General features: G+C 60.0%; 24 protein-coding genes and 1 pseudogene. 19 read left to right on the forward strand and 6 right to left on the reverse strand.

Annotated elements, in window-relative coordinates:
- The first annotated feature begins 93 nt into the window (after positions 1-93).
- Complete coding sequence (locus FHT76_RS15255) at positions 94-411, forward strand: hypothetical protein (protein ID WP_016556391.1); 318 nt, start codon at positions 94-96, stop codon at positions 409-411.
- Between the two features lie 67 nt (positions 412-478).
- Complete coding sequence (locus FHT76_RS15260) at positions 479-649, forward strand: Flp family type IVb pilin (protein WP_183755295.1); 171 nt, start codon at positions 479-481, stop codon at positions 647-649.
- 12 nt (positions 650-661) lie between these two features.
- Here the strand turns inward: FHT76_RS15260 and FHT76_RS15265 are convergent, their stop codons facing one another.
- Positions 662-1,546, reverse strand: a complete 885-nt coding sequence (locus FHT76_RS15265) for a methyltransferase domain-containing protein (protein ID WP_183863591.1) — start codon at positions 1,544-1,546, stop codon at positions 662-664.
- Positions 1,547-1,637: 91 nt separating this feature from the next.
- Between FHT76_RS15265 and FHT76_RS15270 the strand changes: the two genes are divergently transcribed.
- The 4 genes from FHT76_RS15270 to FHT76_RS15285 are packed head-to-tail and all read left to right on the forward strand — an operon-like array spanning position 1,638 to position 3,998.
- Positions 1,638-2,414 carry a ComF family protein gene (locus FHT76_RS15270; RefSeq protein WP_183863589.1) on the forward strand — a complete coding sequence of 259 codons (777 nt, stop codon included), beginning with the start codon at positions 1,638-1,640 and terminating at the stop codon, positions 2,412-2,414.
- A gap of 34 nt (positions 2,415-2,448) precedes the next feature.
- Entirely contained in the window at positions 2,449-2,706 is a 258-nt protein-coding gene (grxC, locus tag FHT76_RS15275) for a glutaredoxin 3 (RefSeq protein ID WP_016556387.1), read from the forward strand.
- Positions 2,707-2,715: 9 nt separating this feature from the next.
- A complete protein-coding gene (locus FHT76_RS15280; RefSeq protein WP_183863587.1) occupies positions 2,716-3,573 on the forward strand; it encodes a carbon-nitrogen hydrolase family protein in 858 nt (285 codons plus the stop codon).
- The gene (locus FHT76_RS15285; RefSeq protein WP_183755299.1) at positions 3,570-3,998 is read left to right on the forward strand and encodes a DUF1178 family protein; all 429 of its coding nucleotides are present in this window, start codon (positions 3,570-3,572) and stop codon (positions 3,996-3,998) included. Before FHT76_RS15280 ends, FHT76_RS15285 begins: the two co-directional genes overlap by 4 nt.
- 31 nt (positions 3,999-4,029) lie before the next feature.
- Here FHT76_RS15285 and FHT76_RS15290 read toward each other — a convergent pair whose 3' ends face one another.
- The gene (locus tag FHT76_RS15290) at positions 4,030-4,785 is read right to left on the reverse strand and encodes an SDR family NAD(P)-dependent oxidoreductase (RefSeq protein ID WP_183863585.1); all 756 of its coding nucleotides are present in this window, start codon (positions 4,783-4,785) and stop codon (positions 4,030-4,032) included.
- Positions 4,786-5,116: 331 nt separating this feature from the next.
- Between FHT76_RS15290 and FHT76_RS15295 the strand changes: the two genes are divergently transcribed.
- The 6 genes from FHT76_RS15295 (at position 5,117) to FHT76_RS15320 (ending at position 9,047) form a co-directional block, all read left to right on the forward strand.
- Positions 5,117-5,692: a L,D-transpeptidase gene (locus tag FHT76_RS15295; RefSeq protein ID WP_183755301.1), complete on the forward strand. Its 576-nt coding sequence runs from the start codon at positions 5,117-5,119 to the stop codon at positions 5,690-5,692.
- A gap of 170 nt (positions 5,693-5,862) precedes the next feature.
- Positions 5,863-5,994 carry an ABC transporter gene (locus tag FHT76_RS15300; RefSeq protein ID WP_088693697.1) on the forward strand — a complete coding sequence of 44 codons (132 nt, stop codon included), beginning with the start codon at positions 5,863-5,865 and terminating at the stop codon, positions 5,992-5,994.
- A 151-nt stretch (positions 5,995-6,145) separates the two neighbouring features.
- The gene (locus FHT76_RS15305) at positions 6,146-6,724 is read left to right on the forward strand and encodes a hypothetical protein (protein WP_183863584.1); all 579 of its coding nucleotides are present in this window, start codon (positions 6,146-6,148) and stop codon (positions 6,722-6,724) included.
- 64 nt (positions 6,725-6,788) lie between these two features.
- The gene (locus tag FHT76_RS15310) at positions 6,789-7,376 is read left to right on the forward strand and encodes a protein-S-isoprenylcysteine O-methyltransferase (protein ID WP_183755303.1); all 588 of its coding nucleotides are present in this window, start codon (positions 6,789-6,791) and stop codon (positions 7,374-7,376) included.
- A 10-nt stretch (positions 7,377-7,386) separates the two neighbouring features.
- A complete protein-coding gene (locus FHT76_RS15315) occupies positions 7,387-8,172 on the forward strand; it encodes a hypothetical protein (RefSeq protein ID WP_183863817.1) in 786 nt (261 codons plus the stop codon).
- Positions 8,169-9,047, forward strand: a complete 879-nt coding sequence (locus tag FHT76_RS15320) for an SDR family NAD(P)-dependent oxidoreductase (RefSeq protein ID WP_183863582.1) — start codon at positions 8,169-8,171, stop codon at positions 9,045-9,047. The genes FHT76_RS15315 and FHT76_RS15320 overlap by 4 nt, the downstream gene beginning before the upstream one ends.
- 9 nt (positions 9,048-9,056) lie before the next feature.
- Here the strand turns inward: FHT76_RS15320 and ubiG are convergent, their stop codons facing one another.
- Positions 9,057-9,806 carry a bifunctional 2-polyprenyl-6-hydroxyphenol methylase/3-demethylubiquinol 3-O-methyltransferase UbiG gene (gene ubiG / locus FHT76_RS15325; RefSeq protein ID WP_114713909.1) on the reverse strand — a complete coding sequence of 250 codons (750 nt, stop codon included), beginning with the start codon at positions 9,804-9,806 and terminating at the stop codon, positions 9,057-9,059.
- 190 nt (positions 9,807-9,996) lie between these two features.
- Between ubiG and FHT76_RS15330 the strand changes: the two genes are divergently transcribed.
- Complete coding sequence (locus tag FHT76_RS15330; protein WP_259126837.1) at positions 9,997-10,995, forward strand: FecR domain-containing protein; 999 nt, start codon at positions 9,997-9,999, stop codon at positions 10,993-10,995.
- On the opposite strand, the gene FHT76_RS15335 is transcribed toward FHT76_RS15330, so the two are convergent.
- The 3 genes and pseudogenes from FHT76_RS15335 to FHT76_RS15345 all read right to left on the reverse strand — a co-directional run.
- Positions 10,992-13,199 carry a CHASE2 domain-containing protein gene (locus FHT76_RS15335; RefSeq protein ID WP_183863579.1) on the reverse strand — a complete coding sequence of 736 codons (2,208 nt, stop codon included), beginning with the start codon at positions 13,197-13,199 and terminating at the stop codon, positions 10,992-10,994. The two genes, FHT76_RS15330 and FHT76_RS15335, sit on opposite strands and share 4 nt — an antisense overlap.
- A gap of 167 nt (positions 13,200-13,366) precedes the next feature.
- Positions 13,367-14,419 carry a diguanylate cyclase domain-containing protein gene (locus FHT76_RS15340; RefSeq protein WP_310503128.1) on the reverse strand — a complete coding sequence of 351 codons (1,053 nt, stop codon included), beginning with the start codon at positions 14,417-14,419 and terminating at the stop codon, positions 13,367-13,369.
- A gap of 488 nt (positions 14,420-14,907) precedes the next feature.
- Positions 14,908-16,203: pseudogene (locus FHT76_RS15345) on the reverse strand (chloride channel protein); the annotation flags it as partial.
- On the opposite strand from FHT76_RS15345, the gene FHT76_RS15350 reads away from it, so the two are divergent.
- The 6 genes from FHT76_RS15350 to FHT76_RS15375 all read left to right on the forward strand — a co-directional run bounded on the left by FHT76_RS15350 (position 16,157) and on the right by FHT76_RS15375 (position 23,667).
- A complete protein-coding gene (locus FHT76_RS15350; protein WP_183863816.1) occupies positions 16,157-16,600 on the forward strand; it encodes a MarR family winged helix-turn-helix transcriptional regulator in 444 nt (147 codons plus the stop codon). The pseudogene FHT76_RS15345 and the gene FHT76_RS15350 overlap by 47 nt on opposite strands.
- Positions 16,601-16,900: 300 nt before the next feature.
- The gene (locus FHT76_RS15355) at positions 16,901-18,175 is read left to right on the forward strand and encodes an aspartate kinase (RefSeq protein WP_183863568.1); all 1,275 of its coding nucleotides are present in this window, start codon (positions 16,901-16,903) and stop codon (positions 18,173-18,175) included.
- Between the two features lie 90 nt (positions 18,176-18,265).
- Positions 18,266-20,533, forward strand: a complete 2,268-nt coding sequence (gene ptsP, locus FHT76_RS15360) for a phosphoenolpyruvate--protein phosphotransferase (protein WP_183755313.1) — start codon at positions 18,266-18,268, stop codon at positions 20,531-20,533.
- Positions 20,534-20,561: 28 nt separating this feature from the next.
- Positions 20,562-21,641, forward strand: coding sequence for a peptide chain release factor 1 (prfA, locus tag FHT76_RS15365; RefSeq protein ID WP_016556369.1), 1,080 nt, complete (start codon positions 20,562-20,564; stop codon positions 21,639-21,641).
- Positions 21,642-21,646: 5 nt separating this feature from the next.
- Positions 21,647-22,522 carry a peptide chain release factor N(5)-glutamine methyltransferase gene (gene prmC / locus FHT76_RS15370; RefSeq protein WP_183863815.1) on the forward strand — a complete coding sequence of 292 codons (876 nt, stop codon included), beginning with the start codon at positions 21,647-21,649 and terminating at the stop codon, positions 22,520-22,522.
- A 344-nt stretch (positions 22,523-22,866) separates the two neighbouring features.
- On the forward strand, positions 22,867-23,667 hold the full coding sequence (locus FHT76_RS15375) for a DUF4167 domain-containing protein (protein ID WP_183863566.1): 801 nt from the start codon (positions 22,867-22,869) through the stop codon (positions 23,665-23,667).
- Positions 23,668-23,735: the final 68 nt, after the last annotated feature.

The raw sequence follows: 23,735 nt of genomic DNA on the forward strand, positions 1-23,735 counted from the left end.
AATTTGGGTGTGGATATTAATCGATCGTTTAACACCTTCTGCCAAATATCGGCCTCAATCAAGCAACTGGCGTGTGTGTAGAAGGCTTGACGCATGGACGACGATTTCTGGAAAGCTGTAAGAGAGAAGCAGCAGACCTCGACTGGCTCTAGCAGGACGGGGGCGCTGAACATCGCGCTGCTGTTCGGCACGGCTGTTGTAGCCTTGACTTTGATCTTGACGCCGATGCTTGCCGACAAGTCCAAGTCGAGCGTTTTTGCGAGCGCGCCATCTGAATTCGATACAATGACGACCGGCTCGATTCCGAAGACCGAGAACGGCAAACGCTACACGATCCGCCGGAGCGTCCTTCAGGAGACACCTGGCTCGGTCTGCGTCGTTCAGGGATACGGAAGCGGGGTTGGCTGCTGACACCGACGTTGTTGCTGCGGCAGCCGCAACGTGTTTGACGACTGCCGCTTGATCGCCGAGGTGGGCAATGCAAAGAGTAAGGGCATTTCTGGCTGACATCCGTGGCGCGACAGCGATCGAGTATGGCCTGATTGCATCGCTGATAGCGGTTAGCCTAATCGTTGGGTTCGGAGCGATGAGCGGTAGCCTCGCGGACCTTTTCGTTGGCGTCGGCAACTATCTCACATTACCGAACTAGGAAGAGCGGTCGCTACTGCTTGAGTTTGTGTTCCTCGACCTTCAACGCGTCGGCGAGCCTGACCTTCGCCGATCCAGGTCGAAGCGGCTTCTGCTGGCTTTCGTGCGGTGCCCATCCCGAGACATAGATGATCGAGAAGGTAGCTCTGATCCGGCCATCCGGGTCGGCATAGCGCTCGGCGTAGATCTCCGCCGCCCGTAGGAAGAAGGCGCGTGTCAGGGGCTTGCGACTCCTCGCTACGAGCGGATTGGTCATCCCCATCGCCCGCAAGTCCTTCATCAGGGGAAAAATCGAGTCGTAACGCACCGTATAGGTCTCGGCGTCGATGACGGGAAGGGCAAAGCCTGCGCGCTGCATCAGTCCGCCGACATCTCGCACATCAGCAAATGGAATCACCCGCGGACTCGCGCCCCCGGTAAGCTCGATCTCCGTTGCCAGCAGTACGTCGCGCAACTCTTGCAACGTCCCCGCGCCTGGGATCGCCGCAAGAAAGAGACCATCGGGTTTCAAAGCGCGGCGAATCTGGATGAAGACGCCTGGCGTATCGTTTGTCAGGTGAAGACTGAGCGGCGCCAACACTAGATTGGTGGATTGCGGCTCGAGAGGAACCTCTTCGAGAGTGGCCTTGACGAAGGCCTCCTCTGCTTTCGCATAGGCCTGCTCGCTCTCGACCCGGGTCAGTTTGCCGATCTTGCCGGTTGAAATCGCTGCGCGGGCCGCAACACCGGTCGCACCATGCAATTCGACAGCGTGGTCGAACGTCCGTTCGACCACCGCGAGGCGCTCGCCCAATTCTTCTGCGGCGATATCAAGGAGAAACGTCGCCTTCGGGTCATGGTTGAGAAGCGCGCGATGCCGGTTTGCAGCAATCCGGGGCTGGTCGAAGATGATATCCATGGGCAGTGCATAGTCCCACGAACCGGGTGTCGCAAGGCGATTTTCTCCAGACGCGAAACGCGCTAGTCTCGCGTAACGGGTTGAGGGGCAGATGGGATTTAGGGGATTACGATTGCCCGCGGAGTTGAATGGGGCGCTCCTGACGCGTCCCTTCCAGCTTTTGGCCGACCTCGTCTATCCGCCGGGATGCGTGGTTTGCGGTGTCGCGACCGGCCGCCACAGCGGTCTATGCCCGAAATGCTGGTCTGGCCTGCGCTTTATTGAGCGGCCCTATTGCGAGGTCCTGGGCGTGCCATTCTCGCATGATCTTGGCTCGGGTATCCTCAGCGCCGAGGCAATTGCCAATCCTCCGCCTTTTGACCGACTTCGATCCGCTGCTTTTCATGACGAGCCGGTGCGTCAGTTGGTGCATGGCCTGAAATATCGCGACCGAACAGATCTCGCGCCGATGATGGCCGGATGGATGCTGCGGGCGAGTGACGGCATGGTCGAGCGCTGCGACGCCATCTTGCCGGTGCCGCTGCATCGGAGCCGAATGTTCTCGCGCAAATTCAATCAGGCGGCCGAACTGGCCCGTCATCTCGCACAGCAATCCGGGAAGGTGCTGCTGCCCGCCACGTTGTTGCGCATCAAGCGGACGCGCCCGCAAGTGGGGCTCGGCGCAAAGGCGCGCGAGGAGAATGTGCGCGGTGTCTTCGCGATCGCCAAGGCGCGGGACAACGACGTCTTCGGCAAGCGGCTCGTCCTTGTTGACGACGTTTACACGACCGGCGCCACCGTTGCGGCGGCGGCCAGGGTTCTGCGCAAGGCGGGGGCGACCGACATCACGGTTTTGACCTTTGCAAGGGCTCTTTCAGAAACTATATGACGAAAAGATAACTTGTATTTTGTCTGGAGTCCTAATGGCACCCGTCACCATCTATACGCGCCAAGCCTGCGGCTATTGCGTGCGCGCCAAGTCGCTGTTGTCCGAAAAGGGCGTCGATTTCGTCGAGCACGACGCGACCTTCGCGCCTGATCTCCGCCAGGAAATGATCGGCAAGTCCAACGGCCGCACGACGTTTCCGCAGATTTTCATTGGTGAGCAGCATGTGGGCGGATGCGATGATCTTTACGCGCTGGATCGCGCCGGCGAGCTCGATCCGCTACTCGCGGCCTAAGGAAGAGAAATGACGTTCAGGGCTGCTGCCATTCAGATGTGTTCCGGTGTCGATCCCGAGAGGAACACCGCGGCGATGGTGCGCCTCGTTCGTGAGGCGGCCAGTCAGGGTGCGACCTATATACAGACGCCGGAAATGACCGGCATGCTGCAGCGTGACCGGGCCGCCGCCAAGGCTGTGCTGCGCGACGAGGGCAACGATGTCATCGCTCGCACTGGTTCGGAGCTCGCCAGAGAGCTGGGCATCTTCATGCATGTGGGGTCGACCGCGATCGCTCTGGATGACGGCAAGCTCGCCAACCGTGGCTTTCTCTTTGGTCCCGACGGCAAGATCCTCAATCGCTACGACAAGATTCATATGTTCGATGTCGATCTCGACAATGGCGAAAGCTGGCGCGAGAGCGCGGCATACCGTCCGGGGTCGGAGGCGCGTGTGTTGTCGCTGCCCTTTGCCGAAATGGGTTTTGCGATTTGCTATGACGTCCGCTTCCCGGCGCTTTTTCGGGCGCAAGCTGTCGCCGGAGCCGAAGTGATGACGGTGCCGGCCGCCTTTACGAAGCAGACTGGCGAAGCTCATTGGGAAATCCTGCTGCGGGCGCGCGCAATCGAGAATGGCGTTTTCGTTGTCGCTGCTGCTCAGGCCGGTCGCCACGAGGACGGGCGTGAAACGTTCGGTCACTCGATGATCGTTGATCCATGGGGCAGGGTGCTGGCGTCAGCCGGTCCGGAGGGCGAAGCCGTTATCGTCGCCGACATTGACCCCTCTGCCGTCAAGGCCGCGCATGACAAGATTCCGAACCTGAAGAACGGTCGCGATTTCTCTATTGAGAGGGTTGCGGGGGTTGTCGCAGGAGGCGTCGCGGCTTGATCCGTTATTCTCTGCGTTGTGAAAATGCCCATGAGTTCGAAGGCTGGTTTTCCGAAAGCGCCGATTTCGATCGCCAGATCGCATCCGGCTTCCTGACCTGTCCTAGCTGCAATTCGGCGTCGATCTCCAAGCTCCTGATGGCGCCCTCGGTATCGACCGCGCGCAAGAAGGACGAAATGCAGACGCTGGCGATGGATACGATGCGTCGGGATGCTTTTCAAAAGCTGAAAGAGGCCGTTGCGACAATCAAGGCCAATTCCGAGGATGTCGGTACGCGATTTCCCGAGGAGGCCCGCAAGATCCACTACGGAGAAAGCGACGCTCGCGGGATCATCGGACAGACGACAGTGGATGAGGCGCAGGCGCTTCTGGACGAGGGCATCGAGATCGCCGCCCTGCCTGTTTTGCCTGACGACGTGAACTAGACTGGAATCTTCAGTTTAACCCCGAGAAGCTCTAGTGCGCGCTGTAGGCTCCGTCGACGAGATGGTAGCTACCGGTGATGAAGCTCGCCTGCTCGGATAACAGGAAGCAGACGAGAGCCGCCACTTCTTCCGGCGTGCCGCGCCTTCCCATGGGCTGTAGCGCCTCCATGCGTCGGCTGCTGGCAATGTCGCGATGTTCGGACGAGAGCGGCGTTTCGATCCAGCCAGGACCGACCGCGTTGATTCGAATGCCCAGGCGAGCATATTCGATCGCAGCTGCCTTTGTCAGTCCTACGACGCCATGTTTCGCTGCCGTATAGGCGCATGCGATTGGCAAGGCGACGGTGCCGAGCACTGAAGAGACGTTCACGATAGCACCGCCGCCACCCGCGAACATCGCTCCGATTTCGTACTTCATGCAATAGAAGACGCCGTTGAGGTTGACGTCCATCAGCTTGTGCCAGTTGTCGAGGGGGTAGTCGCCGGTTGCCTTGCGAACACCATCAACGCCGGCATTGTTGACGGCAAGATGCAGACCGCCGCACGTCTCGACAACCGTTCCAATCAGCTTTTCTACCGCTGCCGCGTCGGTCACATCGACAGCGAAATGGCGCGACAGGCCTCCTTGGACATGAATCTCATCGGCAACGCGCTCCGCTGCCTCGGCATTGATGTCTGTGACGACGACCTGCGCGCCTTCCTCAGCCAAGCGGCGGGAGATGGCTGCGCCGATGCCGGAGCCGGCGCCGGTGACAATCGCTACTTTTCCTTCGAAGCCAAGGTTCATCGTTTCCTGTTATACTCCCCCTGCAGCAAGGCAATGCCAATGTGGCAGCGCATCCTCGCTAAATTCCCTGATGCGCCGGCGCGCGAAATCGGTCCAAATTAGCTTTTTGGTGCTTGTTCCCGCAAGAGGTGCGCGCCGCCGCGATACCTTTATGAAAGACTTATACAACGATAGGATGGTTTTTGCATGGAAAGGGTTAGCCGAGCCCGCCCACTAATACGCCCATATGCAATTTGTGGAGGCTTAGATTCTCTGTGGGGTTGAGACTTGGCCTGAAAACCACGGAATGCTAAAGGAAGGAAGTAGGGCTCACCAATCTTAGCAGGTAACGATGGATAACGACCATATTACGCGCCGTGGCCTTGTCTTGGGCTGTGTCGCTTTGATGACCTCTGGATGCACTACGGCGAGCTGGCCGATAGGGAATCCGTTCTCCTCGACGAGTTCTCCCATCCGTCGGCGGGAAGTTGCATATTCGGGCAGCGAGCAGCCCGGCAGCGTAGTCGTCAACACCTATGAGCGTCGTCTCTACTATGTCGAGGGTGAAGGCCGCGCGACACGCTACGGTGTTGCCGTCGGTGAGGAAGGTCTCACGCTTAAGGGCAGCGCCGTTGTTGGCCGGAAGGCTGAATGGCCATCGTGGACGCCGACGGCGAGCATGATCGAGCGCAAGCCGCGTTTGGCGCAATATGCAGGTGGTGTTCCCGGCGGCGAGAACAATCCCCTCGGTGCGGCGGCGCTTTATCTTTACCGCGGCGGACAGGATACTTATTTCCGTATCCACGGAACAAACGAACCATGGCTGATTGGGCAGGCGGTGTCTAATGGTTGCATCCGCATGACCAATGAGGACATCATTCATCTCTACGGGCGGGCACCCGTCGGGACGCCAGTTTTGGTCATATGATACTTACATTTTGTATCGATATTGCCACCGTCTGTTAGCTTTGCGCGTCGCTTGCGTGACGTGGGGGTAGGCTGTGCCCTTTCTGCACTTGGCTTGGGGCTATTTTACCGCTATTAGTAGAATCGTTGCCTTCGATAACCTATTCCATGCTAACGGAGAGGACTACTTTGATGAGCAGAATCCTAATCATGTGCCTGGTTGCGTTGTTTTCCGTTTCGAGCCTGACGGCTTGCGGAGCAGTTGGTAAAGGCAAGGGGAAGGCCCCGCCACCGGTGGCTGAAGCCGCACCAATCACCAAGTAACATCTGATCTTTGAGTTAGGGGGAGGGACTTCGTGGCCCCTCCCCCGATCGTTTGTCGGAGCCGGGCCGCCTCTGCGCAAATGCGCAACCCTAGGCTGGCATTTTTGCTTGAGGGTCCGCGCTCATTCGATGTCGGAGATAAAGCGTAACGATGACGCTTGCAAAAGGCCCCCTTTTCCTGCTGGTTCTCACCGCTCTCGCACTCACATCTTGCCAATCGGACGACAAACCGCCGCAACCGAGGTTCACTTCGGATGCCAGCGGTTCACAAGTCGGTAAGGCCTCCCAGCGCGAAGGCCAGTATTTCATCGAGTTCCGTTCACGCTATGCGCTGACCTATGGCCATACCTACGCGGTCTTTGGACGCCTGAACAAGGCCGGCGGGATGATCAATCCGGAGGTTGCCGGGCTTGCGCCGGCTTCTCCTGACGCTGCGCCCTACGTTCTCGGGCATTTCATTCCCGTTCCGGCTACGACCGGGGCGACGGATGGTGACCTTGAAGAAGCCTACCGTTCGGCAAGTTGGCGCATTCTGCTCACCCAGGCCGAGTACAACAAAACCGTCGCTTTCATTCGCCAATTGCAGGCAAAATCGAAGTTGTGGCAGGCCACGGTCGACAATTGCAACAATTTCGTCGGCGAGATTGCAGGTTCTATGGGATACAAGACGCCGAGCATCTGGCTTCGTCCGCAAGAGTTCATTACAAAGCTACGAGAAATGAATACGTGAGTGCGAAGCGAGCCGATCAGGTCATCGCCTTCGCATGATCGACGAAGGACTCCGGTGATCTGAATTGAGCATTGCTCTCATTGGTAAAATCGTGTGGGTGCTTGGCATTATCGCTTGGTATGCCATTCGCTATCCCTCGGAACGCCGCGCGAGGCGCACAAAGGTCGTTAGCGATCGTCGCTCCGGCGTTGAAATAGTTGGACTTTCGGTCGCATTGCTCGGGCTCGCGTTCATTCCGGGCTTCTACGTCGCGACGGGGAAGCCGGAAGCTGCCGACTACCCGGCGCATTTGTGGGCGGTGATCATTGGTGCAGTCTTGTTTTTCTCGGCCATGTGGGTCTTCCGCAGGACGCACAAGGCGCTCGGCAGGAACTGGTCGATCTCCCTGCAGATACGCGAAAAGCATGAGTTGATTTCCCACGGCCCTTACGCGCTCGTCCGCCACCCGATGTATACGTCCTTTATGCTCATGGCGCTCGGCCAGGCGTTTCTGCTGGCGAATTGGGTGGTTGGGCTGGCTGGGGTGATCGGCTTTGCAGTCCTCTTCTTTCTGCGGGTGGACAAGGAAGAGCGGATGATGCTCGAGATCTTCGGGCCGGAGTATCGCGCCTACATGGACCGGACGAAGCGAATCATCCCCTACATCTATTAGAGGACGCATGATGCGGGGACGTGCCATCAAGCTTTCGCCATCGCGGCGTCTCGTCGGGGACCTGATGAGGTTTTCGATCGGTGTGCCGCGCGTCACAGTTCAGAGGCAGATGAACCTCGCACCGCTGCAACAGGCGAGAATGGCGCAACAGACCAAGACATCGTGGACGGTGTTGTTTCTGAAAGGCTATGCGCTTCTCAGCCAGGACGTTCCGGAACTGCGGCGCGCGTATGTCAAGTTGCCCAGGCCGCAGCTCTATGAGTATCCGGTCAGTGTTGCCTCTGTTGCGCACGAGCGGGAGCATGACGGCGAGCGGATCGTTCTGCTGAGTACGATGAAGGATCCTGAGCATCAGTCCATCGCGGAAATCGAGGAACACTTCCTTGCAGCCCGATCGAAGCCGATTCATGAGATCAAGGAGTTTCGCAGGGCACTGAAATTTGCCCGCGCGCCGGGCCCTATCCGCTGGCTGCTGATGTGGCTCGGGCTGAACCTTGGACGACAGCGCGGGCGGCGTTTCGGCACATTCCAGCTATCGGTCTATTCGGGCCTCGGAGCAGAATCCTTGAACCCGCTGACGCCGCTGACCACCATTTTCAACTATGGGCCGATTTCCGAAGACGGGACAGTCACGGTCCGCATCCACTACGACCATCGGGTGATGGATGGCGCGAACGTTGCGCGTGCCCTGGTTCGCTTCGAGAGCATCCTGAACGGCGCGATCGCCGATGAGGCCCGAGGCCTGGCTACCAGTGAGGTGATCTCCGGTGAGGTTGCGTCAGGAACGGCATCATGATGGACGAGCAGCGTGAAACATTGCGCCCCGCCGTCGTCGTCGTCGGTGGATCACGGGGCATCGGCCGGGCAATCGCGAAGGTGGCTGCACGAGACGGGACGGTCGTCGTCCTTGTTGCACGGTCGCTGGATGGACTGGCTGCCGCGGCGAGCGATGTGAAAGAGGCGGGCGGCCAGGCATTCACGCTGTCGCTTGACCTTCGTGCAACCGACGCATCGGCACAATTGAAGGAATTCCTAACTTCCAACGGACTGTTTTGTGAGGTGCTGGTCAACAGCGCCGGCTATGGTTTGCGTGGGGCAGCGACGACGCTTCCTATTGCCGACCAGCTCGGCATGGTCGACCTCAACATCCGCGCACTGACGGATATGACGCTGCATTTTCTGCCGGGAATGGTGGCGCGCGGGCGTGGCGGCGTACTCAATCTCGGTTCCATTGCCGGCTTTACTCCCGGTCCGAACATGGCGCTGTACTATGCCAGCAAGGCGTTTGTCCGCTCTTTTTCGGAGGCCTTACATCAAGAGGTCGGATCGACCGGCGTTACGGTGACTTGCGTCGCCCCCGGGCCGGTGGCGACAGAGTTCCTTGAAAGTTCCGGCGCGGGTCGGGCCGCGCTGTTCAAGATCCTGCCGAAGCTCAGCGCCGTCTACGTGGCCGAGCGCGCCTGGCGCGGTTTCAAGTCCGGCCGTCGGCTGGTAGTGCCGGGCCTGTCGGCAAAGCTAGTGGCCTTCGTGGCGTCGTCGCTGCCGTCGGCGGTGAAGGTGCCACTGATCGGTCGTCTGCAACGGCGCAGTCGCGACCTGTGTCCTTGCGGTTCGGGCAAGCCTTTCACGGAGTGTTGCGGCTCGCGACAGGGACGCCGGGCAAGCGCCTGATCGTGGATGTTATGGGCCGGCGCGTTTCGCCAGCAACATGTAGTTCACGTCCATGTCCTTCGACAGATTCCACTGGTTTGACAGCGGATTGAAGAACACGCCTGTGCGGTCGATAATCGTGAGGCCATTTTCCGTGACAGGCTTTTCGATCTCTTCTGGGCGGACCAGCTTCTCGTATTGATGCGTGCCCCGCGGCAGCCACCGCAAGATATTCTCGGCGGCAAAGATGGCGAGTGCGGCCGCCTTCATCGTCCGGTTGATCGTTGCGACGAACATCAAGCCACCGGGGCGAACCATCTTGGCGCAGGTGCTGAGGAAGAAATCGACGTCTGCGACGTGCTCGACGACCTCCATGTTTAGAACGATGTCAAAAGTCTCGCCAGCCTCTGCAAGCTGCTCGGCGGTAACTGCACGGTAGTCAACGGCGACGCCGGAAGCCTTCGCATGCGTCGAGGCAATTCCGATATTCTTTTCAGACGGATCCGCACCGACGACGGTTGCTCCCATCCGTGCGACTGGCTCCGAGAGGAGACCGCCGCCGCAACCGATATCCAGAACGCGAAGCCCTTCAAGCGGCCTTGCGCTGCGAACATCGCGGCCGAAGGTCTCGGCTGCCTTGTCGCGGATATAGGCGAGCCGAACGGGATTGAATTTGTGCAGCGGCCTGAACTTCCCCGTGGGACTCCACCATTCTGCCGCCATTGCCGAGAAGCGGTCCACTTCGTCCTGGTCGATCGTGCTCTTTGCCGCTTCGCTCATATTTCCGTTCCTCGCATTCGTTCTGAGTGAAGTCGGACGAAGTGTCGAGGAAGTCAAGGGCCGGGCGTAGACGCTGCGTCATAAGCAACCCCAAGACGAGGCGAGAAAATGCTCAGCCTACACCAAGAAGATGAGGAGACGTTAAAGTTAACAATATGCTAATATAAAAAAAGTTTGTTGGGGGGCGGTCATGTTTCGCTTCTGTGGTGCTGTCGCTGCAGGTGTCTTTGCTGCGTTGTTTGGCCCGATGACGGCGTTTTCCGCCGAGCCTGTTGGTCAGGCGACATTGATCCGGACCGAGGTCTCGGGCGAGACCGGCCCACTGGTGGTGCGATCGCCTGTTCACAGAGACGAGCGTATAAAAACATCATCCTCGGGTCTTGGGCAGTTCATATTCAAGGATGGGACGAAGCTTGCCGTCGGTGCTGGCTCGACGGTTGTGATCGACAAGTTCGTCTACGATGATTCCGCTTCCGTAAAGCGGCTTTCGATCAAGGCGGCGAAAGGCACGTTCCGGTGGATCAGCGGCAATTCGGCATCGTCCGCCTACTCGATCGTAACTCCGGCAGGGACCATTGGTGTACGTGGTACCGCCTTTGACTTCTACGTTGGACCCAACGGGACGACTGCCATCGTGTTGCTGAGTGGTGCGGCGAGTTTCTGCGGTCCGGGTGGCTGTCGGCAATTGCGTCAGCAGTGCGACTGCGTGGTTGCAACTCGCGGCGGCAGGATGACCGATCCTAGCAAGGTCGACCGTCGTACGCTGCAGACGCTGAGCAATCCACGCGCGCTGCCGTTCCTCTCCGGTGATCAGCAACTTTCCGGCGTGCTCGGCGGCATTCGTACAAGCTGCGGGCTGGCATCCTTGCGACAGGACCGCCAGGATCGACCACAGCCGCAGCGGCAGCAGCAACCGGCTCCGCAAGCCCCCGCGCCGGCGCCACCTCCACCCGCCCCTCAGCCGCCCCCTCAGGCACCTCAAGCGCCAGAGCCACAGCAGCAGCCGCCGGACACGCCGGATCCACCCGACAAGCCGGACAAGCCTGACCATCACCACCACCACCATGACCGGGATCACCACGGGCGCGACCACGACGACCGGGATCATCGTGGACGTGGCGGCGACGATAATGATCGAGATCGCGGCGGTCGCTATGGTGGTGGCGGAGGCAGAAGCGGCAACTATTAAGGTTCAAGATGCACCTTGGCCTCGTGCGGTAAGCCGACGCGAGTACCGTCGTGATCGCCGCCGGGACTGTCACGGAAGTGGTCGGCTCGGCGCCCGAGTCGGCTGTAAAATTGAGGCAGTGTCGCGGTTAGCTCCCCCGCCTTTAGTTTGGCGACGTTGAGCATTTTCCGGCTCTCCGCCGAATGAGTGCGGAGCGCTGCAACGAGCGCCGTATGAATGCGCTGCATGTCGCTAAAAGCACTCGAATCTCGAACCCGCTCGCCGCCTACGACAGCGTATAGTCGTGCCCGGCTGCTCTTGCCCTTTAGTCCGAGTAGCCCGGCGTCGAGCAGTGCGAACTGTGCCATTTCGGCAGCGGTGTTCTCCGAAACGAGGATATCGAAGCCAACCTCCTTGCAGGCAGATTCGATGCGCGCTGCGACGTTGACGGCATCACCGACGGCAGAATAGTTGAAGCGTGTCTCCGCTCCCATGTTGCCCACACAGGCAAGCCCCGTGTGAATGCCGATGCCGATGCCCACCTGATAGTCCGGGCCGAAGCCGAAGGCATCCGCCGCGTTAAGGGATGCAAGTGTTTCACGCATGGCAAGGGCCGCGCGAACCGCCTTGGCAGGGTGGTTTGCGACATCCACCGGGGCGTTCCAGAAGGCCATGATCGAGTCGCCGATAAACTTGTCGAGCGTGCCTTCATTGGCGGTCACATGACGGCTGAGGGCATCGAGCAGCGTATTCAGAAAGCGGACGACCTCGGCGGGCTGCAGCCGTTCGCTGAGTTCGGTGAAGCCGCGCACGTCAACGAACATTACCGTCAGTTCGCGGTCATCGCCTCCGAGGCGCATCGCATCGCGGGTGTGCTCGATCCTGTAGAGTAGGGAGGGCGAGAGGTATTGCCCGAAGGCTCGGCGGACTTCGCGCCGCTCGCGGTCGATGACGAGGATGCGAAACGAGGTGGCGGCGAAATGGATGATCGAGCCGGCAATGATCGGAGCCAGCGGATCCAGAAGCAGGCCCCAGGCGGAAAAGGCAAACCAGGAGGCGGCGAGCGCCAGCGCTGTGATACACAGGCCGCACGCGAGTGCCACGGCCGGGCTGACGAAGGTCGTCAGCACGACCAGGATCGTGCCCAGCACGGCAATCGCAAGAATTTCCAATCCGTCCGCCCAGTCCGGTCGGGAGAGAAAGTGACCGGTCAGGATCTGCTCGACGGTCTGGGCGTGCATGGAGACACCCGGAACGTTCTGGCCGAGAGCGGTCGTGCGAATGTCCTGCAGACCGGCGGAGGACGTGCCGACGAAGACGATACTTCCTTCGATCGCAGCGGCGACCTGCGGATCGACACCCTGCGGCGCAAGAATCTTGCCGGCGGAAATATAGCGGTCGGCAATGTCGGGGCTGGTGTAAAGCCACAGTTCCCCACCTGCCGTCACCGGCACGACGAACTCGCCAATCTTGACCGATGTCAGCGTGTCAGGAGCCTCGGGAGCGGCCGCCAGTACATAGGTGGAAGCGCCCTGGGCGACACGCAGGGCCTCGATCGCCAGATTCGGATAGAGTTGTTCGCCGTCCGTCAGAAAGAGAGGGACCTTGCGAACGACTGCGGAGGGATTGCCGGGATTGAGGCTGATGTGGCCGAGACCCGTCGCGTTGATCTGCAACTGCGGGCGGATTGGTGTCGCTGCGTCCAGGCGGGGAGGAGCGTGGAGAGGGCTCTCGCCGGTAAAGGCAAAGCCCGCCTTGACCGGCGGTCGATAATTGCCTTCAGTGGTTAGGCCGAAGCCGAGCACCACCGGACGTCCGGCGATCGCCTCGGCGAAAAGCTCGTCATTGTCGGGCAGCCGGCTCAGCAGGGTCGGATCGACGCCGGCGACATCACGCATGACGCTGCGTGGCGACAGGCGATCTGGCTCGGCGAACAGCACGTCGAAGGCGATCGCAGCTGCGCCCATATCCGACAGCCGCTGCACGAGAAGGGCAAGCCGGTCGCGTGGCCAGGGCCACTGACCGAATTCCTTGAGCGAGGCTTCGTCGATGTCGATGATACGGACCGGCGTCGGCTCGAAGGCGCGCGGCGAAATGCGCTGATACTCGTCGAAGGTAATGTCACGGATTTGCCGCAGAAGCGGCGGATCGCTTGCCCGCAACATCGTGAAGGCCGCGACAATGGCAAGGCCGATGATAACGCCTATTTGCTGCGCACGCGTCATGATCCGATCGAGGCCCTCGCGCCGGAGACCTGGCGGCACAACAGGACCGGAGCAAGCAAGCCTCCGTCAGCGCGTTTCCAGGCAAGTCTAGGCTGCCTTTTTCTGACACACTATGCAATGGCGAAGGCTGTGATGACCACCGCGAGATCCGGCGTCGCACCACGTTGTCAACTGCGATAGAGCATCCAGTCTTTGCGCGCGGCTCCCGAGAGGAACACTACCTTCTCGTTCTGTTCGTCAATCGCTGTCTGAAGAGCCTTTTCAGTGTTCGCCACCAGTTCGGATGCCGTGCCGGCCTGGTGGGTCGTGCTGCAGCCGAAGCGGGCAATAACTTTCGGCATCACACCCTGTCGGCTGTCAAAAGCAACGAGGCAACTTCTCTTCAGTTGATCGGCAATCTTCTGGACCTCCGTCTCCGCGCTCGTCCGGACAATGATGCCGATCTGCGGCCGGTCAAGCCACGCGGCGAAATCCATCGTCTGAACGGTTTGCGAGACGATAGCGCCAAGGCGTTCGAGGAATGCTTCCTTGAGCCTGAGGAATTCCGCGGTCTCAAAGGGCGTCAGAACCAACAGATTACAAAAAAGAAGCGAAATATCGTCCGGGTAGCGTTCTGCGCCGTAAAGCTCGGCAAGCTTCTTGTGGAATCCGCGCCGGTTGGCAAGCCTCGTGGTCGGATGCGTAAACTTCGTGCGCTCGAATTGCTCCACTTCGTCTGAAATGGCCGCAACTGTTGAGATTTGTGTCGAAACGTTTTCAAGCAACTTGGCACTCTTCGACTGCTGGACCTCGCTCAGTTGGCGAATGGAGCCGAGGTGGGACTGCATCGTCTTCGTGTCCCTTGGGTCGATCGAGGAGATTTTCCCGGTCGCCTGGCCCAGCATGTTCGTGAAGGTCGAGAGCGAGCTTTGGCCTGACTGCAGCGACTCTTTCAAACTGGTCAGTTCGTTTTGGAGGCGGCTTGCGGACTCGTCGTGAATCGATTTGCCGAAATGATGCGGTAGGTAGGTTCGAGCCAACGCCTCGACCTCATGATCCGCAATCGGCTTGCGGAGGCGCGAAAACTTTTCGCGAAGCTCCGGATTGTTGCCGCTGATGACGTCGTACATGAGCTCGTAGTTCGCCGGCGAGGCTTCAATCTCCAGCCGGTTTAACGTCGCGAATACGATATTGTAGATTTCTTTGCGAGCCTGCTGAGCAGGTGGCTTTGTGGGCGGCATTACAACTGCCATGTGCAACGACTTTCGGTGGAAGCGTCACAGGCATCGCACCTGAGACGATGGTCGGACAGGTAAACCTTGAAGAATGCAACGTATCTGATTGTCGCGTCCGATCCCACTTCATGCGGTTCACGTTGTGCCACAGCCCCTTATCGAACAACTTAGGGTAACTGATGGCTAATTAAGAAACTGTGAAGTCAAAACTTGGTATTGGCGCGAGTTGACGACTTCAGCGGGATTGTTTCGGCGATCGGGCGCCTTGAGCGGTACCTCTGCAAAGCGCATCGGAGCCCTAGTGCTTGGACCGGGTGCGCCGGTCCAAACTCCGGCGCCGGATTTAGGGAGAGACTAGGCCGCTTGTTTTCTGGAGTGCGATGGAACTGCATCTTTTCGAGCAGGTAGCAACATCATTCCGGCGGCTCAGGGCCAATTGCCTAGGCGAAAGCCCTCGATGGGTATGCGCGTCAGAACAGGTGGCTGCATCGTGACTATTCGCCGTCTGCCGTCCGTGGCCCGAGAAAGGGTTTTCGCTCGGTCTCTGCCGCCCGCAGGGTGCGGCGAAGGCGCAGCAGGTCCTTCCGCGCAATCAAGCCGTCAAGCTTGGCGGTCTGTGGGTCCACGATCGGGATGCGTCCAGCGTCTGTCGAAAGCATCAGGTCGGCAACGTATCCTGCCGTATCGTCTGGATGAGCCGCAGGGATGGAGGCGTCTGAAACCATGTCGTCAAGGCGCTGGTCGAAAAGCACGGCTTCCTGTTGCCATTGCAACGCCTCGGCACGAGACACAAGCCCTTTGAGGGCGCCTTCCTCGTCGACAATGGGATAAACCCGGTGCGTTCTTGATGTCGTCGCGAAGAACGCGCAGGCCTCGCCGACTGTCATCCTTGCCGAAAGCGTATCGACATCCTTGATCATGATGTCGCGCGCTCGCGTCAATTCGAAAGGATCGATGCCGTATTCCCGCGTGATGTGCTGGCCACGTCTGGCGATCTTTTCCGTGAGGATCGAGCGACGAAGGAGAAGCACGGTCACGGCGTAGGCCGTGACCGTCGCCGCCAAGAGCGGTACCAGCACAGAAATGTCGCCGGTGAGTTCGACGGCGAAGAAGGTTCCCGTCAGCGGCGCCCGCATGGTTCCGCCCATCATCGCGGCCATGCCAAGCAAGGCCCAGAATCCAGGGTCGCCCGGGAGCGCCAGGCCGATTAGCCAGCCGAGAGCACCTCCGAAGATCAATAGTGGCGCAAGCACACCGCCCGAAGTGCCTGAAGACAGAGCCACGAGCCAGATGGCCGACTTCACAAGCAGGATCGCCAACACCGCCGGCGGCAAAAGCGTGTTGTTGAGCAATCCGTCGATAATGTCGTAGCCGACGCCCAGGGCGCGAGGCTCGATCAAGCCACCGAAGCCGATGAACAGTCCGCCGATTGCTGGCCACCACATCCAGTGGATCGGCAGTGCCTCGAAGAGATCTTCGATCTTGTAGAGCAGCGTCGTCAGGAGGCCGGATTGCAGGCCGGCGACAATGCCCATTGCTGCACAAATCCCGATGCCCCACCAGGGAAGGTCCATGTGAAACTGCTTGGGGAAAAGGGGGCCGGCTTCGAAGAGGAAGGGGCGCCAGCAGATCGACACGCAGGCGGCGATGGCAACCGGGATGAAGCTTCGAGGCTTCCATTCGAAAAGCAGCAGTTCGACGGCGAGCATGACTGCGGCAACCGGGGAGCCGAAGATTGCCGTCATGCCGGCCGCCGCACCGGCGACGAGGAGGGTCTTGCGTTCCGCCGACTACGAAGCCTTGTCCAACTTGCGTTATACTTTGCGCCGTTTCATGGACTTCAGCACGTCCGCAGCGCAGGAAGAGGGACTTCCGACACAACAGCATCAGGCGCTGCTCGCAATCAAGGGTCATCGCGGCGAGGATGCGATGACCATCGGAATGCTTGCAGAACGACTGTTGATAGCGCCGCATTCGGCGACGGAACTGGTCGGTCGGCTGGTTAGCGCTGGCTATGTGTCGCGCCGCGCCGATCCGAATGACAAACGGCGGCAAACACTGGAGCTTACTGACAAGGCTGAGGGAGTGTTGAAACGCTTGACCGCCATTCACCTGACCGAGATCAGGGAAATGGCTCCGCAGCTCATCCACATCCTCAAGAGGCTGCAAGACGAGATCGAACCTTAGGGAAGGCACAAAGACCAGGCGTTGCTGGCCGAGGCTGGCAAAAATGCAAACAGGCGTGATGGCATCGGCGCACTCCTTTGACGGTCAGCCCGTCACGCCGGCATTCTCCTTTCGGCACCTTGCCACCCCCCCACAAACTCGCTAAGAGACGCGGCAACTTGGGCCCCGGGGGCGCAAGGCGTTAGAAGGGTTCCAGAAACTCCCAATTCCTGGCTCTTCAGCCGTGCGGCTCCATGCAGGGGGCTCGTGATGCCGGGTCTGGCTTTGGTCTCTCTCGGCACTAGGTCGTGGTAGAGGCATATGGCACGCATCGTAATGAAATTCGGCGGAACCTCCGTCGCTGATCTGGACCGCATCAAGAACGTTGCCCGCCATGTGAAACGTGAAGTCGATGCCGGCCATGAAGTGGCGGTCGTTGTCTCGGCCATGTCCGGCAAGACCAACGAGCTCGTTGGCTGGGTGCAGAACATGCCGAAGGTCGTCGGCGCATATTCCCCGTTTTACGATGCGCGTGAATATGATGCTGTCGTTGCATCAGGCGAGCAGGTGACAGCCGGGCTGTTGGCAATCGCGCTGCAGGCGATGGATATCAATGCGCGCTCCTGGCAGGGTTGGCAGATCGCCATCCGCACGGACAATGCTCACGGTGCTGCCCGCATTCAGGAAATCGATGGTGCAGACATTGTCAACCGCATGGGCGAGGGGCAGGTTGCCGTTATCGCCGGCTTCCAGGGCATCGGTCCGGACAATCGCATCGCGACGCTCGGTCGTGGCGGTTCGGACACCTCTGCCGTTGCCGTTGCTGCGGCACTGAAGGCCGATCGCTGCGACATCTATACCGACGTCGATGGCGTCTACACCACGGACCCGCGCATCGTGCCGCAGGCGCGCCGCCTGAAGAAGATCGCTTTCGAGGAAATGCTCGAAATGGCCTCGCTCGGCGCTAAGGTCCTGCAGGTTCGCTCTGTCGAGCTTGCCATGGTGCACAAGGTCCGTACCTTCGTGCGCTCCTCTTTCGAAGATCCCGATGCTCCGGGCATGGGTGACTTCTTGAATCCGCCCGGAACGCTGATTTGTGACGAGGATGAAATCGTGGAACAGGAAGTAGTCACCGGCATCGCCTATGCCAAGGATGAGGCTCAGATCTCGCTTCGCCGTCTTGCCGACCGGCCGGGCGTTTCCGCCGCGATCTTCGGACCGCTGGCCGAAAGCCACATCAACGTCGACATGATCGTCCAGAACATCTCCGAAGACGGCTCGAAGACCGACATGACTTTCACGGTTCCGTCTGGTGATGTCGACAAGGCGATCAAGGTTCTCGGCGAGAACAAGGAAAAGATCGGCTACGATGTCGTTCAGAACGAATCGGGCCTCGTAAAGGTCTCGGTCATCGGCATCGGTATGCGTAGTCACGCCGGTGTTGCCGCTACCGCGTTCAAGGCGCTGGCCGACAAGGGCATCAACATCAAGGCCATTACGACCTCTGAGATCAAAATTTCCATCCTGATCGACGGTCCTTATGCGGAACTCGCTGTCAGGACTTTGCATTCCTGCTACGGTCTAGATAAGAACTGATTCTGAACAGACTTGCCGCGCGTTCAAGTTGAGAAGTCACGCGGCAATCGGCTGTGTGACTTTGATGTTTGTTTTGGAGCTTGAGACGCAATGAGAGACCTTTCCGGCGGTCCGCGCGTGCTGCTCAAGCGGCTACGCGAGTTGATGGCGGAGCCGCTGGAGCCGCAGGAGCGTCTCGACCGGATCGTTCGCCAGATCGCAGGCAACATGGTGGCGGAGGTTTGCTCCGTCTACGTCCTGCGCGCCGACGGCGTCCTCGAACTCTATGCAACCGAAGGTCTGAAGAAGGAAGCGGTCCACCTGTCCCAACTCAAGATGGGTCAGGGTCTCGTCGGCACGATCGCCGCATCGGCGCAGCCGCTCAATCTTTCCGACGCGCAATCTCATCCCGCCTTCCGCTACCTGCCGGAAACCGGCGAAGAAATCTATCATTCCTTCCTTGGCGTGCCGATCCTGCGCACCGGCCGTTCGCTCGGCGTTCTGGTCGTGCAGAACAAGGCAAGCCGCACCTACCGCGAAGAAGAGCTCGAAGCGCTCGAGACGACCGCGATGGTGCTTGCCGAGATGATCGCCACCGGCGAGCTCAAGAAGATCACCAAGCCTGGTCTCGAACTCGACCTGACACGTTCGGTGACCATCGATGGCGATACCTATAACGAGGGTATTGGCCTCGGCTACGTCGTGCTGCACGAGCCGCGCATTGTCGTTACCAACTTGCTGAACGAGGATTCCGAGAAGGAAATCCGTCGTCTGGGCGAGGCGCTCGGGTCGCTGCGCATCTCGATCGATGACCTTCTGTCGCAGCGCGACGTTTCGATGGAGGGTGAGCACCGCGAGGTACTCGAGACCTATCGGATGTTCGCTCATGACCAGGGATGGGTGCGCAAACTCGAGGAAGCGATCCGTAACGGCCTGACGGCGGAAGCCGCGGTCGAGAAGGTGCAGAGCGACACGAAGGCGCGCATGATCCGCATGACGGATCCCTATCTGCGCGAGCGGATGCACGATTTCGAAGATCTGGCGAACCGGCTACTGCGGCAGCTGACCGGCTATACCGGTCGCACCGCGGGCGATGGTTTCCCGAGCGACGCCATCATCTTGGCGCGCGCGATGGGCGCGGCTGAGCTGTTGGACTATCCGCGCGCCAACGTGCGCGGGCTCGTGCTGGAGGAAGGTGCGGTGACGAGCCACGTGGTGATCGTTGCGCGAGCCATGGGTATTCCTGTCATCGGCCAGGCAGCCGGCGTGGTGGCGCTTGCCGAAAACGGCGATGCCGTGATCATCGATGGGGATGGCGGGCATGTGCATCTTCGCCCGATGCCCGAACACCAGCGTTCGTATGAGGAAAAGGTCCGGTTCCGGGCCCGTCGGCAGGAGCAGTTCCGGGCGCTGCGCTCCGTCGAGCCGCGCACCAAGGACGGGCAGCGCGTGTCCCTGATGATGAATGCCGGGCTGCTGGTTGATCTGCCGCAGCTCTCGGACTCGGGCGCCGAAGGCATCGGACTGTTTCGTACCGAGTTGCAGTTCATGATCGCCTCAACCATGCCGAAGGCGGAAGAACAGGAACTGTTCTATCGCAACGTGCTGAAGCAGGCGGCCGGGCGCGTCGTCACCTTCCGTACGCTCGATATCGGCGGCGATAAGGTCGTTCCCTATTTCCGTGGCCATGAAGAAGAAAATCCGGCGCTTGGCTGGCGGGCGATCCGCCTGTCGCTCGATCGTCCGGGCCTGCTACGCACGCAATTGCGCGCCATGCTGAAGGCGGCGGCCGGTATCGAGCTGAAGCTGATGGTACCGATGGTGACCGAGGTTTCCGAGATCGCCGCGGTCCGTGAGCTTTTGCAGAAGGAAGTTCAACACCTCTCCCGCTTCGGCCACGGTCTGCCGCGCAAGCTGCAGTTCGGCGCGATGCTGGAGGTGCCGGCGCTGCTCTGGCAGCTCGACGAGCTGATGTCGGCGGTCGACTTCGTTTCGGTCGGCTCGAATGACCTCTTCCAGTTTTCGATGGCGGTCGACCGCGGCAACGCACGGGTTTCCGATCGCTTCGATCCGCTTGGCAAGCCGTTCCTCCGGATCCTGCGCGACATCGTACGCGCGGGTGAGCGAAACAACACGCCGGTGACGCTCTGCGGCGAGCTTGCCGGCAAGCCGATCTCGGCAATGGCGCTGCTCGGCATCGGCTTCCGTGCGGTGTCGATGTCGCCGGCGTCGATCGGTCCTGTTAAGGCGATGCTGCTCGGTCTCGATGCCGAGGCGCTGGCAAAAGTGATGAACGAGGCGCTTGACGATACCAAGTCGGCGACCTCGATACGCGAGGTGCTTGCCCACTTCGCCGACGCTCATAATATTCCTCTATAGTTCAAGACAAGCAGAATCGGAGTGAAGGGTGGCGAAGCTTCCCGTTGAAAAGATGCGCGAGCTGGAACGCCGTTTCGGCGAGATCGAAGCGCGCATGTCGGCCGGTCCTTCGGCCGAAGTCTACGTCAAGCTCGCCTCCGAGTATTCCGAGCTGCAGCCTGTCGTCACGAAGATTCGCGCCTACGAGAAGGCGATTGCGGAGCTTGCGGACCTTGAGACCTTGCTGAACGACAAGTCCGTGGACCGCGAAATGCGCGACCTGGCTGAACTGGAGCTGCCCGAAGTTAAGGAGCGGCTGGAGGCGCTGGAGCAGGAAATTCAGATCCTGTTGCTGCCGAAGGATGCAGCCGACGAGAAGAGCGCGATTTTGGAAATCCGCGCCGGCACCGGCGGCTCGGAAGCCGCGCTCTTCGCCGGCGACCTGTTCCGGATGTATGAGCGTTACGCGGCTGCCCATGGCTGGAAGGTAGAAGTCCTGTCGTCGAGCGAAGGCGAAGCGGGTGGCTTCAAGGAAATCATCGCGACGATCACCGGCAAGGGCGTGTTTGCCAAGCTGAAGTTCGAATCCGGCGTCCACCGCGTCCAGCGCGTACCGGAAACGGAAGCGGGAGGCCGTATCCATACCTCGGCCGCGACGGTCGCGGTCTTGCCGGAAGCAGAAGAGATCGACATCGAGATCCGGCCGGAAGACATCCGCATCGACACGATGCGCTCCTCTGGCGCCGGCGGCCAGCACGTCAACACTACGGACTCAGCCGTTCGCATCACCCACCTGCCGACCGGCATTGTTGTCACCAGCTCCGAGAAGTCGCAACACCAGAACCGCGCCAAGGCGATGCAGGTTCTGCGCTCGCGCCTTTATGATGCCGAGCGCCAGCGCGCCGACAGCGAGCGTTCCGCCGACCGCAAAAGCCAAGTCGGCTCCGGCGACCGTTCCGAACGCATCCGTACCTACAACTTCCCACAGGGACGGGTGACGGATCACCGCATCAATCTGACCCTCTACAAACTGGACCGGATGATGGTCGGCGAGATCGACGAGGTGGTCGACGCGTTGATGGCCGACTATCAGGCGAGCCAGTTGGCGCAACTCGGCGAGCAGCAATGAGCGGCATGAGCGGGAAACAGGCCGAGCCTACGGTTTCCCAAATGTTGGTTGAAGCTCGCCGGCGCTTCACCGAAGTCGGAATAGACAGCGCCGCCGCGGATGCCCGCGTCCTTGTCGCAGGGCTGCTTGGACTTTCGACGACTGCCATCGTGACGCGCGGTGGCGAGACCCTGGGCAATGAGCAGGCGACATTGATCGAGCAAGCGATCGAACGCCGGTTGGCGCATGAGCCGGTTCATCGCATTCTCGGCGAACGCGAGTTCTATGGTCTGCCGCTTTCGTTGTCAGCGGAAACCCTCGAGCCAAGGCCCGATACAGAAATTCTCGTCGATACGGTGCTTCCATATCTGCACGATCTTGCAAATACCGAGGGCCGTATCCATATCCTTGACTTGGGAACCGGAACCGGGGCGATATGCCTAGCTCTGTTGAGCGGGTGTCCGGAAGCGTCAGGTGTCGGCAGCGATATATCGGCCGACGCGTTGAGGACGGCAAAATCAAACGCGGAAAGAAACGGATTGCAGGATCGCTTTGAAGCCATACAGTCCAGTTGGTTTGACAGTATCCACGGCACGTTTCATGCGATTGTCTCAAATCCGCCCTATATCGCTTCTAAGGTCGTTCACACTCTCGCTCCCGAAGTGACGAAATTTGATCCCCTTGCCGCACTGGATGGCGGTCGGGATGGGCTTGACGCCTACAGAACCATCGCCAAGGATGCGGCAAGGTTCATAAAGCCGAACGGCGTCGTGGGACTTGAGATCGGCTACGACCAGCGAAACGACGTAACGGACGTTTTCGAGGCTGAAGGCTTCAAGCTTCTGGAATCCGTAAAAGATTACGGCCAGAATGACCGGGCGCTTGTGTTCGCGCTCAAGTGATGCGCGACAACTTAAAGCATCGAACAGGACATTGGTGTCATTGCGAAGAAAAGGCTTGGATTTCCACGGGAAGCAATATAGGTTGACCCCACGCGTTGGAGAGATGGGACAGAACGGTGAGCCGTTCGATACTAGCTCGGCCTCGGGGGTCCGCTCTTTTAAACGAGAGCTTCAAAGGTTGAATACGACCCAATGCGTGAATCAGTCAAACTGACTTGAGAACAAGCGGCAGGTTGGCGCGAAGGCGCAGTATGCTTGCGGCACAAGGGCTCTGAGCCGGTGAACCGGCCACGGCGGTTGATGCCATAACTCCACAACAAACAGAGAATTCAGGTGAACGATCTATGAGGCCAGGACAGCAGAACAAGCGCGGTCGCGGGCGTGGCAATAACAACGGCGGCGGCGGTGGTGGAAATAACAATAACAACAATTTCAACCGCAAGGGCGGCAATCCGCTGACGCGGACATACGACAGCTCCGGCCCAGACGTTAAGATCCGTGGTACCGCGCAGCATATCGCCGAAAAGTATGCGCAGCTCGCTCGCGACGCGCAGAGTTCGGGCGACCGTGTTATCGCCGAAAACTACCTGCAGCACGCTGAGCATTACAACCGCATCATTGCTGCCGCACAGGCGCAGATGCAGGAACGCTTCCAGCGCGACGATCGCAACGACTTTAGTGAAGGCACGGAGCGCGAAGGCGACGACATCGAAGGTGTCGACAACGATGATGTCGTTATCGTTCAGCCGCCGCGCCAGCAACATGAGCATCAGCAGCGCCGTTCGGACGAGCAGCCGCAGCGTCGCCACGAGGAGCAGCCGCGCCGTCATGACGACCAGGCACGCCAGCCGCGGCGCCAGGAACAGCAACCAGCTGCAGCGCCGGTTGAAGCCGTAGCTGCGGCGCCGCAGCCCGAAGTCAACGACGGCAGCGGTCCGCAGCCGGAGATCGAAGGCATTCCGGCAGAGGTCTCGATGGACGAGGAAAGTGCTGCAGGTCAGCCGCGCGAGCGTCAGCCTCGGCGCCGCGCTACCGGCAGCCGTCCGCGCCGTCCGCGTCGCGCTGCAGAAGGTGAGGCTTCCGCTGAGGGCGAAGACGCGGGTTCCAACGACGCCCCGGCTTTGGCCGATGCCGCTTCGGAATAGCCGGATCGTTTCAGCGTTCCGTACTTGTGTAGAAAGGTCGCTCTTCGGAGCGGCCTTTTTTGCATTTG

The organism is Rhizobium sp. BK176 (assembly GCF_024808055.1).

Excerpts from the sequence above, each read along its gene's own strand:
- FHT76_RS15255 (WP_016556391.1), top strand. The coding sequence starts at position 94 with ATGGACGACGATTTCTGGAAAGCTGTAAGAGAGAAGCAGCAGACCTCG.
- FHT76_RS15260 (WP_183755295.1), top strand. The coding sequence starts at position 479 with ATGCAAAGAGTAAGGGCATTTCTGGCTGACATCCGTGGCGCGACAGCG.
- FHT76_RS15265 (WP_183863591.1), bottom strand. The coding sequence starts at position 1,546 with ATGGATATCATCTTCGACCAGCCCCGGATTGCTGCAAACCGGCATCGC.
- FHT76_RS15270 (WP_183863589.1), top strand. The coding sequence starts at position 1,638 with ATGGGATTTAGGGGATTACGATTGCCCGCGGAGTTGAATGGGGCGCTC.
- grxC (WP_016556387.1), top strand. The coding sequence starts at position 2,449 with ATGGCACCCGTCACCATCTATACGCGCCAAGCCTGCGGCTATTGCGTG.
- FHT76_RS15280 (WP_183863587.1), top strand. The coding sequence starts at position 2,716 with ATGACGTTCAGGGCTGCTGCCATTCAGATGTGTTCCGGTGTCGATCCC.
- FHT76_RS15290 (WP_183863585.1), bottom strand. The coding sequence starts at position 4,785 with ATGAACCTTGGCTTCGAAGGAAAAGTAGCGATTGTCACCGGCGCCGGC.
- FHT76_RS15295 (WP_183755301.1), top strand. The coding sequence starts at position 5,117 with ATGGATAACGACCATATTACGCGCCGTGGCCTTGTCTTGGGCTGTGTC.
- FHT76_RS15300 (WP_088693697.1), top strand. The coding sequence starts at position 5,863 with ATGAGCAGAATCCTAATCATGTGCCTGGTTGCGTTGTTTTCCGTTTCG.
- FHT76_RS15305 (WP_183863584.1), top strand. The coding sequence starts at position 6,146 with ATGACGCTTGCAAAAGGCCCCCTTTTCCTGCTGGTTCTCACCGCTCTC.
- FHT76_RS15315 (WP_183863817.1), top strand. The coding sequence starts at position 7,387 with ATGCGGGGACGTGCCATCAAGCTTTCGCCATCGCGGCGTCTCGTCGGG.
- FHT76_RS15320 (WP_183863582.1), top strand. The coding sequence starts at position 8,169 with ATGATGGACGAGCAGCGTGAAACATTGCGCCCCGCCGTCGTCGTCGTC.
- ubiG (WP_114713909.1), bottom strand. The coding sequence starts at position 9,806 with ATGAGCGAAGCGGCAAAGAGCACGATCGACCAGGACGAAGTGGACCGC.
- FHT76_RS15330 (WP_259126837.1), top strand. The coding sequence starts at position 9,997 with ATGTTTCGCTTCTGTGGTGCTGTCGCTGCAGGTGTCTTTGCTGCGTTG.
- FHT76_RS15335 (WP_183863579.1), bottom strand. The coding sequence starts at position 13,199 with ATGACGCGTGCGCAGCAAATAGGCGTTATCATCGGCCTTGCCATTGTC.
- FHT76_RS15340 (WP_310503128.1), bottom strand. The coding sequence starts at position 14,419 with ATGCCGCCCACAAAGCCACCTGCTCAGCAGGCTCGCAAAGAAATCTAC.
- FHT76_RS15350 (WP_183863816.1), top strand. The coding sequence starts at position 16,157 with ATGCCGGCCGCCGCACCGGCGACGAGGAGGGTCTTGCGTTCCGCCGAC.
- FHT76_RS15355 (WP_183863568.1), top strand. The coding sequence starts at position 16,901 with ATGGCACGCATCGTAATGAAATTCGGCGGAACCTCCGTCGCTGATCTG.
- ptsP (WP_183755313.1), top strand. The coding sequence starts at position 18,266 with ATGAGAGACCTTTCCGGCGGTCCGCGCGTGCTGCTCAAGCGGCTACGC.
- prmC (WP_183863815.1), top strand. The coding sequence starts at position 21,647 with ATGAGCGGGAAACAGGCCGAGCCTACGGTTTCCCAAATGTTGGTTGAA.
- FHT76_RS15375 (WP_183863566.1), top strand. The coding sequence starts at position 22,867 with ATGAGGCCAGGACAGCAGAACAAGCGCGGTCGCGGGCGTGGCAATAAC.